Source organism: Pedobacter suwonensis, from assembly GCF_900111825.1.
Classification (GTDB): domain Bacteria; phylum Bacteroidota; class Bacteroidia; order Sphingobacteriales; family Sphingobacteriaceae; genus Pedobacter; species Pedobacter suwonensis.
The window spans coordinates 116,670-130,270 of sequence record NZ_FOJM01000009.1; the positions used below are offsets into that span (position 1 = coordinate 116,670).

Below are 13,601 nucleotides of genomic sequence, written 5' to 3' on the forward strand. Positions count from 1 at the left end.
TAGCAGTATTTTTTAGACTTAATTCAATTGGTTTTTACATCTTGCGATAATTCCAAATGGATTAAATCAACAACTCATTCTGTCAAGATTGCAAATCTTGCCTAACATGATAGCAATGGCAACCCCGTTAATTTAGCTCGATTCGTCATGCTGAATTTATTTCAGCATCTTTTTAGCATGAAAGACCCTGAAATGAATTCAGGGTGACGACTTTGAATTGAAAATATCTTACAGGGGCCTTTAAAACTGGATTTTCAATCGAATTCAGTTCTATAAGCCATATGAGAACATAGAAGTTAAACAAACGCCATTGATACCAAAAAAGCGTCCCTGAACTTAATCAGGAACGCTTTTATTTTATGCTCCCAAGACTAACGACTCGGGACTTCAGAATCAAGACTATTTCTTATCGTCTTCTTTTACTTCTTCAAAATCAACGTCAGTAACGTTATCGCCACCTTGAGCTTGTCCTTCCGCTTGTGGTTGTTCACCACCCTGAGGCTGCTCGCCAGCTTTGTACATTTCTTCCGATGCCACGTTCCAGGCAGCTTGTAATTCAGCCGAAGCTGCATCAATATCTGCAAAGTTACGTGATGAGTGTGCTGCTTTCAATTTCTCTAAACCAGCTTCAATTGGCGCTTTTTTATCAGCAGATAATTTATCACCAAACTCTTTCAATTGTTTCTCAGTAGAGAAAATTAAAGCATCAGCGCCGTTAATTTTATCAGCCTCTTCTTTTTGCTTCGCATCATCTGCAGCATTAGCTTCAGCTTCTTCTTTCATTTTTTTGATCTCAGCATCAGTTAAACCAGAAGATGCTTCGATGCGGATTTTTTGCTCTTTACCAGTCGCTTTATCTTTTGCACTTACGTGTAAGATACCATTGGCATCAATATCAAATGATACTTCTACCTGAGGCACACCACGAGGTGCTGGTGGAATACCATCTAAAATGAAACGACCAATTGTACGGTTTTGAGCAGCCATCGGACGCTCACCTTGCAAAATGTGGATTTCTACTGAAGGCTGGTTATCAGCTGCAGTGGAGAAAGTTTCCGATTTTTTAGTTGGGATTGTTGTATTAGACTCGATTAATTTAGTCATTACACCACCCATAGTCTCAATACCTAATGATAAAGGAGTAACGTCTAATAACAATACATCTTTAACATCACCAGTTAATACACCACCTTGAATAGCAGCACCGATTGCTACAACCTCATCAGGGTTAACACCTTTACTTGGCTCTTTACCGAAGAAAGCTTTAACCGCTTCCTGAATAGCAGGAATACGTGTAGAACCACCTACCAGGATAATTTCGTCGATATCGCCTGTACTTAAACCAGCATTTTTCAAAGCAGATTTACAAGGGTCAATCGTACGTTTGATTAAGCTATCAGCCAATTGCTCAAACTTAGCACGGGATAAGGTACGTACCAAGTGTTTAGGACCGCTGGCGTCAGCAGTAATATACGGTAAGTTAATTTCAGTAGAAGTTGTGCTAGATAACTCAATTTTAGCTTTTTCAGCAGCTTCTTTTAAACGTTGTAACGCCATTGGATCTTTAGAAAGGTCCATGCTGTTTTCTGATTTAAATTCCTGAGTTAACCAATCGATAATGATATGGTCAAAGTCATCACCACCTAAGTGAGTATCACCATCAGTAGATTTTACCTCGAAAACGCCATCACCCAATTCCAATACAGACACGTCATGAGTACCACCACCACAGTCAAACACCACAATTTTCATGTCTTTGTGTGCTTTATCCAAGCCATAAGCTAAAGCAGCTGCAGTTGGCTCGTTAATGATACGTTTTACAGATAAACCTGCAATCTCACCAGCTTCTTTAGTCGCCTGGCGCTGTGCATCATTAAAATAAGCAGGTACTGTAATTACTGCTTCTGTAACTTCTTGTCCTAAGAAATCTTCAGCAGTTTTTTTCATTTTCTGCAAAATCATTGCAGAAATCTCTTGTGGAGTGTATTTTCTGTCGTCGATTTCAACACGTGGAGTGTTGTTATCACCTTTTACAACTTTATAAGGTACGCGTCCAGCCTCTTTCGCACTTTCGTCGTAGCTGCTACCCATAAAGCGTTTAATTGAATATATCGTTTTTGTTGGGTTGGTTATAGCCTGACGTTTAGCAGGCTCGCCAACTTTACGCTCACCGTTTTCTGCAAAAGCAACAATAGACGGTGTAGTACGTTTACCCTCACTATTTGCGATAACTACAGGCTCATTGCCCTCCATTACGCTCACGCAAGAGTTTGTTGTTCCTAAGTCTATTCCAATAATTTTTCCCATTGTATTTTTATTTTCTCTTTTTAAAGTATTATAATTTCTACTGCTATTAAACAATGCTTGTGCCAATTGGTTTTTGGCAGATAATATGGACAAAAGACTGATAAAATGTAAAAAACGATCCTATTTGATACTGACAGCATGACAGAAAACGATGGAATATGCGGGATGGAAGATGGATTTAAGCGAGGCTAAAGACCAAAGGTGAAGCAGAAAAACTAAAGCTTAAATAGAAGATATTTTAAGTGATTTGAAAATGAGCGTTTGAATCTTGTCGGGAGCACCTGCCCCGCTAACCGCTTTACTTCGTTTCACTCGTGTTCGCTATTATCGGGTTTATTGAACAGCGTTTTTAGGCTTCGGTCATAAAAACACAGCAGAAATAGTAAGTGATCATATAAAAGCCCTCAAAGTTTTATATCTTTAAATTACAATCAATCGGTACACTCATTTAAATCTGTGTAATCACCTAAAATCCTTTTAATCACCAAAAAAATGCAAATAGCAGCTCAAATCGTAATTGGCTTAGTCGCCTTCATCCACGTTTATATTCTTTGGTTAGAAATGTTTGCGTGGACAACCAAAGCACCACAGGTATTTAAAACCATTCCTAAAGACTTATTCGTACCAACAAAAACATTGGCTGCTAATCAGGGCTTATATAATGGCTTTTTAGCAGCGGGTTTAATCTGGTCGTTATGCATAAATGATCATCAATGGAAAATGTACGTAGCTATATTTTTTCTATGCTGCGTAATTATTGCGGGTATTTATGGTGCCGCAACGGCGAGCAAGAAAATTTTGTATGTGCAATCAATCCCGGCATTGGTGGCGCTTATCTTATTACATCTATAATTACGAATTAAATATATCGGTCGGCGTCGTACCGACCGAAAACCAATATAGGTAATTAGATTTAGAAATAAGTTACCGTTGACAAACTCTCCATAGAATGGCTTCATTCGGAATATCATCAGAGCTCTTGCCTGAAAAATCGCGATGACGCTCTAAACCTGTATGCGCTCGTATGTCTTATATGGTAAAAAATATTTTGATTATCTGTTTTTACACAAACATCGTCTGGTACAACTATGAAAAAATTAGTTGAGCTTCTTAAAAACAGGAAAAGAGCCTGTTTTTACTTTGGGAATATGTTTAATCACTTTTTATACATACTCTTTGTGGAAATCTCTTCAGTTCTACATCATTTCACAAACCAAAAATCAAAATGAAGAAATATTTTATCGCAATCGCATTCTTTGGGATCATTCATGTAGCAAAATCTCAGGACACCAAACCTGCCGAAAGTTTTGAAAAAATAATCAGCGACAATAACTTAATGCTAGATCAACCTAAGGGTTTTGTAAAAACAGAACCTATCAAAAATTCAGCTATGCTATATGAATATGCAGTTATTGATACTTCAAAACACATAGAAATCAGATATGCTATACGTTCTTTAACCGAAAGGGTAAAAGAGTACAAAAAATGGTTGGAAACAAAAAAAGAAGGAGAAATTAGGATAAATCCAAATACTATGCTATCAGCTACACTTATGGCAATAGCAATGAACATAGCCGGCGGATCTAATAAACCGCCTTCTATCCAACAGTTTCCGAATCCAGCTGTAAAAAAGGATTTTAATGCCGACGCAGGATTTTTCACTATAGTTACGCCAACCAAAAATTTCGGCAAAGACTACAAATTCTGCATGGTAGTTGCCATACATAAAGAAGACATTGCTGATGCCTATACGTTTATCTTAACCGATGAAATGGAAAATCTTAAAAAATATATCACCCCTAATATTTTTAACGCTTTAAGATTTAAATAATTCCAGCTGCTACGTATACCAAAGATGGCTCGTATTCTTTATGAGCCATTCAATAAAAAATCCGTGTCCTTGCGATTAAACTACAATGCCAGCAAGCGTTCCAAATGATGATAACCAATTCCAAAGTATTCTTTACTCGCTTTAATTTTCCCTAAAACTTCCGCTTTCCGCTCTGCGCTTAGCGCTTTGCCCTTCACCCCAACCACGAGCACATTTTTAGGCGTATGCGCATCAGAAATAAATTCAAATACCTTCGTTTTATAGCCAAAATATTCTAAAATCAGCGCACGTATGCCATCAGTAACCATTTCGGCCTGACGCTCTAAAAAAATACCGTATTTGGTCAAAAAAGAAATATCATTCTTCACTTTGTGTTGTTCAATTTCCCTGCGGATCTGTTTATGGCAACAGGGTGCAGCCACAATCAGGTCGGCATTGGCTTTAATTCCTTTATAGATGGCATCGTCTGTTGCGGTATCACAGGCATGTAATGCAATTAAGAGGTTTACATCCTCTGCATGATAATCTTCAATAGTGCCTTGTACAAAATTCAATTTATTGAAAGCAGATTTTACCGCAACCTGGTTACATAAGTCAACCATATCCTGCCTATACTCTACTCCAATCACGTCGCTTTCTAATTTTAAAACAGAATGTAAATAATCATACAGCGCAAAGGTTAAATAACCCTTACCCGAGCCCATATCAGCAACCTTTTTGATGGCTCCTTCCGGCAGCTCTTTTATCAGCGTGCTTAAAATTTCAATGTAATGGTTAATTTGCCTGAATTTATCCTGTGCATTTTTAAAAACCTTACCTTCTGCATCGGTAATCTTTAGTTCAGCTAAGTATGATTTTGAATCCGGTTTGATCAACCTGGCTTTTTCTTTGTCATGACTGGCAGACGGCACTCCCACACTCGAAGCTTTACCTTTACGTAATACCAATTTTCCATTGTTCAGCTCTTCCAAGATCAGGTCGTTTTCGGTGGTAAACAGGGTAGCTATTTTAAATCCGGTCGTCAGGTAACCCTTAATTAAATCAATAGCCTCATCGATAGCATAGTTTTTTACCACGTCGCGTGTTTTGTAACGATAGGTAACAGCCAATTTATCTTCACGCTTGATGATCACCTTACGGATCAGCAATTGTTTTAAGGCTTCCTCTTCCCCTTTATAGTTCCCTAAAGAAATTTTCACAAAACTTTCTTCTTCTAAGCTGGCTTTTAAAGCGGCAATAAATGAGTTGATATTTGCTAACACTTAAATGGATTTGAGATGCAAAGATAATCAAGTTTATCCGGAGCTGAACACATAATGAACAATGTAACAATAGAGCGACCATATTAAAAAGATGGAAGAGGCAAAATGTAATATGGACTGTTATCTTCAACCATAAAATCGTTAATATTGATTTAAATAAAACGAATCACATAATACGATTTAGGAACAAGCCACAACACCATTATCTATATTGATTCCAAAGTAGCGGAACACTTTTTTTTCAAAAAATTAAACTTTAGATTAGGGTATTTAAATAGCAAATCACAATACATGAGTGACTTTCAGATAAAAAAATCGCCAACCGTGTACGATGCCATTATTGTTGGATCAGGTGCCGGTGGCGGGATGGCGGCCTATGTGCTGGCGCATGCCGGTCAAAAGGTTTTAATGCTCGAGGCTGGTCAAAATTTTGATCCGCGATTAGATTCACATCAATTAAAATGGCCATGGGAATCACCACGTCGTGGTGCAGGAACCGTTCGTCCATTTGGTGATTTTGATGCATCATATGGTGGTTGGGAATTAGAAGGCGAGCCTTATACCCAAAAGAACAAAAGTGAATTCGAATGGTTCCGTTCGCGCATGCTCGGTGGCCGTACCAACCACTGGGGCAGGATTTCTTTACGGATGGGTCCCGACGATTTTAAGCCTAAAGATGGCTTAACTGATGCATGGCCGATAACCTATGCTGATGTAAAACCCTTTTATGATAAAGTTGACCGAATGATCGGTATTTATGGAACAGCAGAAGGCTTAGAAAATGAACCTGACGGCATTTTTATGAAACCGCCTAAACCAAGGTTAAACGAACTTTTTATCAAAAAAGGAGCAGAAAAAGCCGGTGTCAGGGTAATTACCGGTCGCGGGTCTGTATTAACAGAAGCTTTACCCAACAACAATGATCGCGCACCTTGTTTTTACTGTGGGCAGTGTGGCAGAAGCTGTAAAGTTTACGGCGATTTTTCATCCTCATCATGCTTGGTAAACCCAGCGGTGAAAACCGGAAACCTGACCGTGATTACCGATGCAATGGTACGTGAAGTGATTACGGACAAGGATGGTACCGCAAAAGGTGTTTCTTATGTAAACCGTAAGGATTTACAGGAATATCAGGTAAACGGCAAACTGGTTATTTTAGGTGCCAGCGCCTGTGAGTCAGCCCGTATATTATTAAATTCCAAGTCAACTTCACACCCAAATGGCCTGGCCAACAGCAGTGGTGTAGTGGGCAAATACCTGCACGATTCTACAGGGGCGAGTGTTTCGGGCTTTTTGCCGCAGTTAATGGATCGGAAACGTTATAATGAAGATGGTGTAGGGAGTGTACACATTTATTCGCCATGGTGGTTGGATAATCGTAAACTTAACTTCCCACGTGGTTATCACATTGAATATTGGGGAGGAATGGGCATGCCTGCATATGGTTTTGGTGGCGGTGTGGCTCAAATGAATGGCATGGTACCTGGCAGAGATGGTAAAATGAAAGAAGCCGGAGGTTACGGAAAATCATTAAAAGATGATTATCGCAGGTTTTATGGCACTGGTGTTGGAATGGCCGGCCGTGGTACCGCAATTGCCAGAGAAAGCAACTACTGCGAAATAGACCCCAATACGGTAGATAAATATGGAATTCCGGTTTTAAGGTTTAACTACAAATGGGATAAAGATGAAATTCTACAGGCAAAACACATGCAGGAAACCTTTCTTTCGATTATGAAAGAAATGGGTGCAGTGGTAACCTCCGAGATCCAGGGTGCAGATACCAATTATGGTTTACTCAATCCCGGAAAAATCATCCACGAGGTAGGTACCATACGCATGGGCGATGATCCTAAAAAATCGGCACTGAACAAATATTGCCAGGCCCATGATTGTAAAAATTTGTTTGTGGTAGATGCCGGACCGTTTGTACAGCAAGGTGATAAAAATGCCACCTGGACCATCTTAGCACTATCTATGCGTACAGCAGAATATATTTTAGCTCAAAAGAAAAAACAGAACATTTAGCCTTATCATATGAACAGACGTGATTCACTAAAAGCACTAGGTTTAACCGCCATTAGTACTACTGTATTGCTTGAGGCTTGTAAACAGCCCGAAGCAAAAACAGACGTTGCTGCACCTGAGGAAAGTACGAAAGAAGCAGGCAGGGAACAATGGGAGTTGGACCGTGATAAAAATCTGAAATCAGAGACTTTTTTCACTAAACATGAAATGGCTACAATCACCGTTCTGGCCGATATCATTATTCCCAAAGATGAAGTTTCGGGCAGCGCTTCTGATGCCAAAGTACCAGAGTTTATCGAATTTATCGTAAAAGATATTCCTGAACATAAAACACCTATGCGTGGCGGCCTGAAATGGCTGGATGTGTACAGCTTTAATAAGTTTCAAAAACCTTTTATTGAAGCCTCTGCAGATCAGCAGATCTCTATTGTTGATGAAATTGCCTACCCTAAAAAAGCCAGGCCAGAAATGCAGGCAGGCGTAGCCTTTTTCAACAGAATGAGAAATTTAACGGCCTCCGGTTTTTACACAACGGAAATGGGCGTAAAAGACATTGGTTATGTAGGCAATGCACCAAACCAATGGGCTGGTGTTCCTGCCGATGTACTCAAACAGTATGGGATGGAGAATGTAAAGATTTGAATTAAAGGAGCGAATAGATCGCTCCTTTTTATTTTGTATGCAGATCTAAATATAATAACTGCTTAAATTTCTTCTTTGAATTAACCGGTAGTTTCAGATTACCGCGTTCAGAAATTACGATAGTATAATTGAAAGTTAGTTTTTGTCCTGAAGCTAACGCGATACTGCCGGTAGTAAAATCCGAAAGCATCGAACTCCCTTTAACATTAATCTGAAAACCCTCGCTTTTCTCATTTGACCAACCATTTACAAAATTATTATTGTTGCTATTAGGCTGATCATCCAATCTTAAATAAAGTCCGCGCCACTCATTGCCTACCCAAAAGGCTGGTTTTATCTTCGAATAATTACGTAAATTCCATTTTACCGTATCTGGACGTATATTGCTCTTTTGACCTAATCCACCAAGATATTTCGAATTGGCAATATTGAAAGGAATATGAAAATTGATATTATTAAATTTGACCTGAGCGCCCGAAACAAGCACTTTAAACCGAATAACACCATTCGCATAGGCCTTGCCAAAAACATCCTGCTTCAGGCCCTCAGTTATACTTTGCGCCCACCAGGTAACAGAGTCTTTTCCGACAGTTAAGAACCTGAATGCAGTTGGAGAAAATTTAAGTTGTTTTTTCGCATCAATATAATAATGAAAATGAATAGGCTCATAAAGTATTTGATGGAGTTTAGCGGTACTATCAGTCAAATAACCTGCGCCACCTACTTGTTTTAAAAAACCATCTGCATTGATTTCTATTTTATGTCCTCTGAGCAATAAGGCCTGACCAGTAACTGTAATAGAATTATAACTGTTAGAATCCTGCGCATAAAGGGACGATAAACAAGTAAAGAAAATAAGTATTAGGCTGTAAAATAGCTTCATAAGTGTTACTAAAATTTTCACTCAAGATAACAAAAAAAAGTCCTGCTCTTTCGAACAAGACTTTAATATCCTTAAGTTGAATAAAATTATTCTCCTTTTGGTTCTTCAGTAGCAGGAGCTTCTTCAGCAGGAGCAACTTCTTCAGCAGTTTCAGCTTTAGCTTCAGCAGCTTTAGGCGCAGCAGCTTTACTTCTACCACGACGAGTCGTTTTCTTCTCTTCTTTAACTTCTACATCTTTACCGTAAACTGTATTGTAATCTACCAATTCAATTAAAGCCATCTCAGCGTTATCACCTTGACGATTGTTTAATTTAATGATACGAGTATAACCACCTGGACGGTTAGCTACTTTCTCAGCCACTTCGCGGAACAAAATAGTGATTACTTCTTTATCTTGTAGATAAGAGAAAACTGTACGACGTGAGTGAGTAGTGTCATTTTTCGCTTTCGTGATTAATGGCTCAACATAAGTACGTAACGCTTTAGCTTTAGCTAAAGTTGTAGTAATTCTTTTTGCTTTAATTAGTGATGTAGCCATGTTAGCTAACATCGCTTTTCTGTGGCTGTCGGTTCTACCTAAGTGGTTTACTTTTTTACCGTGTCTCATTGTTTTTTGATTAAGTGTATACCGTCTCTGTCTCAGAGGGAATTATACACTGTGAACTAATAGTTAATTCAACGCTTTGCGCTAAGCGCATGGCGCCATGCGTATTACTCTTCGTCTAATTTAAATTTAGACAGGTTCATACCAAATGATAAACCTTTTGATTTTACTAATTCCTGGATCTCAGTTAAAGATTTCTTACCGAAGTTCCTGAATTTCAACATATCAGCAACGTCATAAGAAACTAAATCAGCCAAAGTACGGATATCAGCAGCTTTTAAGCAGTTTAATGCCCTAACTGAAAGATCCATATCTACTAATTCAGTTTTAAGGATTTTACGCATGTGTAAAATTTCCTCGTCAACTTCTTTGGTTTCTTCTTTTGCCTGAGATTCTAATACCAAATTCTCATCTGAGAATAACATAAAGTGTTGGATAAGGATCTTAGCCGCTTCCTTTAATGCTTCTTCCGGATGAATTGAACCGTCAGTAGAGATATCTAAAACCAATTTTTCATAATCCGTTTTTTGCTCAACACGAAAGTTTTCGATCGTGTATTTTACATTTTTCATCGGAGTATAAATCGAATCGATTGCGATTACACCTACAACAGCATCAGCAACTTTATTTTCTTCAGCAGGTACATAACCACGTCCTTTATTGATGGTTAATTCCACCTCCAAAGTAACAGATTTATCCATATTGCAAATAACATGCTCAGGGTTTAAAACTGTAAAGTTGTTAGAGAATTTAGTGATATCACCAGCTTTAAACTGATCTTGACCATTAACGATGATGAAAACTTTTTCAGAATCACCTGAATCACCTGTTTTCTTAAAACGAACTTGTTTTAAGTTTAAGATGATATCAGTTAAATCTTCTACAACACCTTTTATGGTAGAAAACTCGTGAGAAACGCCTGAAAAACGAATAGTAGTAATAGCATAACCTTCTAATGAAGAAAGTAAAATTCTTCTTAAGGCATTACCAATTGTTACACCGAAACCGGGCTCTAAAGGACGAAATTCAAATGTGCCATCGAAATCGGTTGATTTCTGCATGATCACTTTGTCTGGTTTCTGAAATGCTAAAATTGCCATTTATATTTTTTTAAATTCGTTATTGAATATATAGTAACATGAAAAAAGTTAATTACCCTTTTGAGGTAATTAACTAGCTCATTGATTACTTTGAGTACAACTCGATGATTAAGTTTTCCTTGATGTTTTCAGGAATTTCATCACGTTGAGGGTAGGTTAAGAATTTACCAGTTAATTCACTGGCGTTCCACTCTAACCATGCGAACTTGTTAATTGTTCTGCCTGCAACTGAGTTACTAATTGATTCTAAAGATTTAGATTTTTCACGAACAGCAACCACATCACCAGCTTTTAACTGATATGAAGGAATATTTACAACTTCACCATTCACGGTTACGTGTTTATGGCTAACTAACTGGCGTGCACCAGAACGGGTTGTTGAAATACCTAAACGGTAAACTGTATTATCTAAACGTGCTTCTAACAATTGAAGTAAGTTATCACCGGTGATACCTGCACGTGAAGATGCTTTTTTAAACAAGTTACTGAATTGTTTTTCTAATACACCGTAAGTGTATTTTACTTTTTGTTTCTCCATTAACTGGATAGCATATTCAGATTGTTTTCCTCTTCTTTTTGAAACGCCATGTTGGCCAGGAGGATAATTTTTTCTGTCTAACACTTTATCAGGACCGAAAATTGGTTCTCTGAATTTACGTGCGATTTTTGATTTTGGGCCTGTATATCTTGCCATTTTTTTCTGTTTTTAAAGTATCATCCAACCTGTAGCTGGAGATTCTTAGCTTTAAAATTAATTAAACTCTTCTCTTTTTAGGAGGACGACATCCGTTGTGAGGAAGTGGAGTAATATCTTTGATAGATGTTACTTCAAGACCTGCTACCTGTAAAGTTCTGATTGCAGATTCGCGACCTGAACCCGGACCTTTTACAAATACTTCAACTTTACGTAAACCTAAATCAAATGCAACCTTACCGCAATCTGAAGCTGCTTGACCAGCTGCATAAGGCGTGTTCTTTTTAGAACCTTTGAAGCCCATTTTACCTGCAGAAGACCATGAAATAGTCTGTCCGTTGTTGTTTGTTAAGGTAACGATGATGTTGTTAAAAGTAGCATTGATATGCGCCTGACCAACAGGCTCAATTACAACGATACGTTTTTTTGTTACTTTTTTACTTTTAGCCATTTTATCTTTTAGATATGAGATGTGAGAATTGGGATGTGAGATATTAACACAAGCCCGGCACTCGCCACCCTATTTTTTAATCCTGATATTCCAAATTTGAGTGCAGATGAAGTTTATCTCACATCTATTATCTCAAATCTATCAATTATTATTTAGTAGCTTTTTTCTTGTTAGCAACTGTTTTTCTCTTACCCTTACGAGTACGTGAGTTGTTTTTAGTACGCTGACCACGAGAAGGTAAACCTTTTCTGTGACGTAAACCACGGTAACAACCAATATCCATTAAACGTTTGATGTTTAACTGAACTTCTGAGCGTAAAGCACCTTCTACTTTAATCTCATCGTTGATCATTGTACGGATTGCTGATAGCTCATCATCAGACCAGTCTTGTACTTTTTTGTTTAAATCGATACCTGCCGTAGTTAAAATACGTTGAGCAGTTGTTCTACCGATACCATAGATATAGGTTAAACCGATCTCTCCTCTTTTGTTTCTTGGTAAATCAATACCTGAAATCCTTGCCATATTTATTATTGTTTTGCTGTAATTCCGAACGGCGGGCCACCGTTGTACGGTAAATTACACTATTTTCTAATTACCCTTGACGTTGCTTGTATTTAGGATTCTTCTTGTTGATAACGTAAAGTTTTCCTTTACGGCGAATAATCTTGCAATCAGCGCTACGTTTTTTAATTGATGATCTAACTTTCATTTTATTTGTATCTATAAGTAATGCGTCCTTTTGTTAAATCATAAGGAGACATTTCCAATTTAACTTTATCCCCAGGAAGAATTTTGATGTAGTGCATCCGCATCTTTCCTGAAATGTGCGCAATAATCTCATGCCCGTTCTCGAGTTCTACCCGGAACATCGCATTAGATAATGCTTCTCTTATTACTCCGTCTTGTTCAATTGAGGCTTGTTTAGCCATATTTTATTGATTGTTACTTAATTAGCTGCTTCTAAACAGGGTTGCAAAATTAAATAAAAAATTTTAATAATTTATTTTTTTTTATTGTAAAACTTCTTCTATTATAGAAAACGTCGATAAAACATCTGCTTTGCCCTTTTTGATGGCTACTGTGTGTTCAAAATGTGCCGATGGTTTATTGTCTTTACTGGTTACCGTCCATCCATCGTTATGGAATTTAACACCGGCTACGCCTGCATTGATCATGGGTTCTATCGCAATAACCATCCCTTCTTCCAGTTTTGGTCCTGCACCACGTTTCCCATAATTCGGAACCTCTGGTTTCTCATGAAGTTTTACACCTACACCATGCCCTACAAGTTCTCTTACTATACCAAATCCATTGGCTTCTGCGTATTGCTGAACAGCAAAACCGATATCACCGGTACGCATTCCAACAACAGCTTTTTCTATACCCAGTTCCAGGCAGCGTTGAGTAACCGTAAGCAACTTCTGTTTTTCGGTGTCTATCTCCCCTATCGGAAAAGTATAAGCCGAATCACCAAAATAATTGTTTTTAATCACTCCACAATCAACCGAAATAAGATCACCTTCTTGAATTACATATTCGCCCGGGAAACCATGAACAACTTGTTCATTTGGCGAAATACACAATGAGTAAGGAAAACCATTATAGTTTAAAAATGCAGGAATCGCTCCGTGGTCACTAATAAACTCATAGGCTAACTTATCTAACTGGATAGTAGTCATGCCTGCTTTTATTACCTTGGCCACCTCGGCCAGCGTTTTAGAAACAAGCATGGAACTTTCTCTTATTAACTCGATCTCCTCAAGAGACTTGTAATAAATTTTAGACATCCTTTAC

At 38.1% G+C, this 13,601-nt stretch carries 15 protein-coding genes; 4 read left to right on the forward strand and 11 right to left on the reverse strand.

The genetic code is table 11. The features are described 5' to 3' along the window. Positions 1–399: 399 nt before the first annotated feature. A complete protein-coding gene (gene dnaK / locus BM107_RS13055; RefSeq protein WP_090984225.1) occupies positions 400–2,307 on the reverse strand; it encodes a molecular chaperone DnaK in 1,908 nt (635 codons plus the stop codon). Positions 2,308–2,799: 492 nt separating this feature from the next. Here dnaK and BM107_RS13060 point away from each other — a divergent pair, with 492 nt between their 5' ends. Then, positions 2,800–3,159 carry a DUF1304 domain-containing protein gene (locus BM107_RS13060; protein ID WP_090984017.1) on the forward strand — a complete coding sequence of 120 codons (360 nt, stop codon included), beginning with the start codon at positions 2,800–2,802 and terminating at the stop codon, positions 3,157–3,159. A gap of 373 nt (positions 3,160–3,532) precedes the next feature. Further along, positions 3,533–4,138, forward strand: a complete 606-nt coding sequence (locus BM107_RS13065) for a hypothetical protein (protein WP_090984019.1) — start codon at positions 3,533–3,535, stop codon at positions 4,136–4,138. Positions 4,139–4,218: 80 nt separating this feature from the next. Here BM107_RS13065 and BM107_RS13070 read toward each other — a convergent pair whose 3' ends face one another. Further along, positions 4,219–5,400, reverse strand: coding sequence for a class I SAM-dependent methyltransferase (locus BM107_RS13070; RefSeq protein WP_090984021.1), 1,182 nt, complete (start codon positions 5,398–5,400; stop codon positions 4,219–4,221). A gap of 291 nt (positions 5,401–5,691) precedes the next feature. Here BM107_RS13070 and BM107_RS13075 point away from each other — a divergent pair, with 291 nt between their 5' ends. Continuing rightward, a complete protein-coding gene (locus tag BM107_RS13075; RefSeq protein ID WP_090984023.1) occupies positions 5,692–7,428 on the forward strand; it encodes a GMC family oxidoreductase in 1,737 nt (578 codons plus the stop codon). Between the two features lie 9 nt (positions 7,429–7,437). Beyond that, positions 7,438–8,070, forward strand: a complete 633-nt coding sequence (locus BM107_RS13080; RefSeq protein WP_090984025.1) for a gluconate 2-dehydrogenase subunit 3 family protein — start codon at positions 7,438–7,440, stop codon at positions 8,068–8,070. Positions 8,071–8,098: 28 nt separating this feature from the next. Here BM107_RS13080 and BM107_RS13085 read toward each other — a convergent pair whose 3' ends face one another. From BM107_RS13085 to map, 9 genes are all read right to left on the reverse strand, one after another. Next, the gene (locus BM107_RS13085; RefSeq protein WP_090984027.1) at positions 8,099–8,953 is read right to left on the reverse strand and encodes a glycoside hydrolase domain-containing protein; all 855 of its coding nucleotides are present in this window, start codon (positions 8,951–8,953) and stop codon (positions 8,099–8,101) included. A gap of 86 nt (positions 8,954–9,039) precedes the next feature. After that, positions 9,040–9,561 carry a 50S ribosomal protein L17 gene (gene rplQ / locus BM107_RS13090; protein ID WP_090984029.1) on the reverse strand — a complete coding sequence of 174 codons (522 nt, stop codon included), beginning with the start codon at positions 9,559–9,561 and terminating at the stop codon, positions 9,040–9,042. A 104-nt stretch (positions 9,562–9,665) separates the two neighbouring features. Continuing rightward, positions 9,666–10,658 carry a DNA-directed RNA polymerase subunit alpha gene (locus tag BM107_RS13095; RefSeq protein WP_090984031.1) on the reverse strand — a complete coding sequence of 331 codons (993 nt, stop codon included), beginning with the start codon at positions 10,656–10,658 and terminating at the stop codon, positions 9,666–9,668. 85 nt (positions 10,659–10,743) lie between these two features. After that, complete coding sequence (rpsD, locus tag BM107_RS13100; RefSeq protein ID WP_090984033.1) at positions 10,744–11,352, reverse strand: 30S ribosomal protein S4; 609 nt, start codon at positions 11,350–11,352, stop codon at positions 10,744–10,746. 61 nt (positions 11,353–11,413) lie between these two features. Beyond that, positions 11,414–11,803 (reverse strand): 30S ribosomal protein S11, encoded by a 390-nt coding sequence (gene rpsK, locus BM107_RS13105; protein ID WP_039475175.1) that lies wholly within the window; start codon positions 11,801–11,803, stop codon positions 11,414–11,416. A 148-nt stretch (positions 11,804–11,951) separates the two neighbouring features. Next, positions 11,952–12,329 (reverse strand): 30S ribosomal protein S13, encoded by a 378-nt coding sequence (rpsM, locus tag BM107_RS13110; protein ID WP_010599886.1) that lies wholly within the window; start codon positions 12,327–12,329, stop codon positions 11,952–11,954. Positions 12,330–12,399: 70 nt separating this feature from the next. Continuing rightward, entirely contained in the window at positions 12,400–12,516 is a 117-nt protein-coding gene (gene rpmJ, locus BM107_RS13115) for a 50S ribosomal protein L36 (RefSeq protein WP_010599887.1), read from the reverse strand. 1 nt (position 12,517) lies between these two features. Next, a complete protein-coding gene (gene infA / locus BM107_RS13120) occupies positions 12,518–12,736 on the reverse strand; it encodes a translation initiation factor IF-1 (RefSeq protein WP_010599888.1) in 219 nt (72 codons plus the stop codon). Between the two features lie 81 nt (positions 12,737–12,817). Continuing rightward, entirely contained in the window at positions 12,818–13,594 is a 777-nt protein-coding gene (gene map, locus BM107_RS13125) for a type I methionyl aminopeptidase (RefSeq protein ID WP_090984035.1), read from the reverse strand. Positions 13,595–13,601 lie beyond the last annotated feature (7 nt).

What these genes read in the sequence shown, in the direction of transcription:
- dnaK (WP_090984225.1), bottom strand. Translation starts at nt 2,307, where the DNA reads ATGGGAAAAATTATTGGAATAGACTTAGGAACAACAAACTCTTGCGTG.
- BM107_RS13060 (WP_090984017.1), top strand. Translation starts at nt 2,800, where the DNA reads ATGCAAATAGCAGCTCAAATCGTAATTGGCTTAGTCGCCTTCATCCAC.
- BM107_RS13065 (WP_090984019.1), top strand. Translation starts at nt 3,533, where the DNA reads ATGAAGAAATATTTTATCGCAATCGCATTCTTTGGGATCATTCATGTA.
- BM107_RS13075 (WP_090984023.1), top strand. Translation starts at nt 5,692, where the DNA reads ATGAGTGACTTTCAGATAAAAAAATCGCCAACCGTGTACGATGCCATT.
- BM107_RS13080 (WP_090984025.1), top strand. Translation starts at nt 7,438, where the DNA reads ATGAACAGACGTGATTCACTAAAAGCACTAGGTTTAACCGCCATTAGT.
- BM107_RS13085 (WP_090984027.1), bottom strand. Translation starts at nt 8,953, where the DNA reads ATGAAGCTATTTTACAGCCTAATACTTATTTTCTTTACTTGTTTATCG.
- rplQ (WP_090984029.1), bottom strand. Translation starts at nt 9,561, where the DNA reads ATGAGACACGGTAAAAAAGTAAACCACTTAGGTAGAACCGACAGCCAC.
- BM107_RS13095 (WP_090984031.1), bottom strand. Translation starts at nt 10,658, where the DNA reads ATGGCAATTTTAGCATTTCAGAAACCAGACAAAGTGATCATGCAGAAA.
- rpsD (WP_090984033.1), bottom strand. Translation starts at nt 11,352, where the DNA reads ATGGCAAGATATACAGGCCCAAAATCAAAAATCGCACGTAAATTCAGA.
- rpsK (WP_039475175.1), bottom strand. Translation starts at nt 11,803, where the DNA reads ATGGCTAAAAGTAAAAAAGTAACAAAAAAACGTATCGTTGTAATTGAG.
- rpsM (WP_010599886.1), bottom strand. Translation starts at nt 12,329, where the DNA reads ATGGCAAGGATTTCAGGTATTGATTTACCAAGAAACAAAAGAGGAGAG.
- rpmJ (WP_010599887.1), bottom strand. Translation starts at nt 12,516, where the DNA reads ATGAAAGTTAGATCATCAATTAAAAAACGTAGCGCTGATTGCAAGATT.
- infA (WP_010599888.1), bottom strand. Translation starts at nt 12,736, where the DNA reads ATGGCTAAACAAGCCTCAATTGAACAAGACGGAGTAATAAGAGAAGCA.
- map (WP_090984035.1), bottom strand. Translation starts at nt 13,594, where the DNA reads ATGTCTAAAATTTATTACAAGTCTCTTGAGGAGATCGAGTTAATAAGA.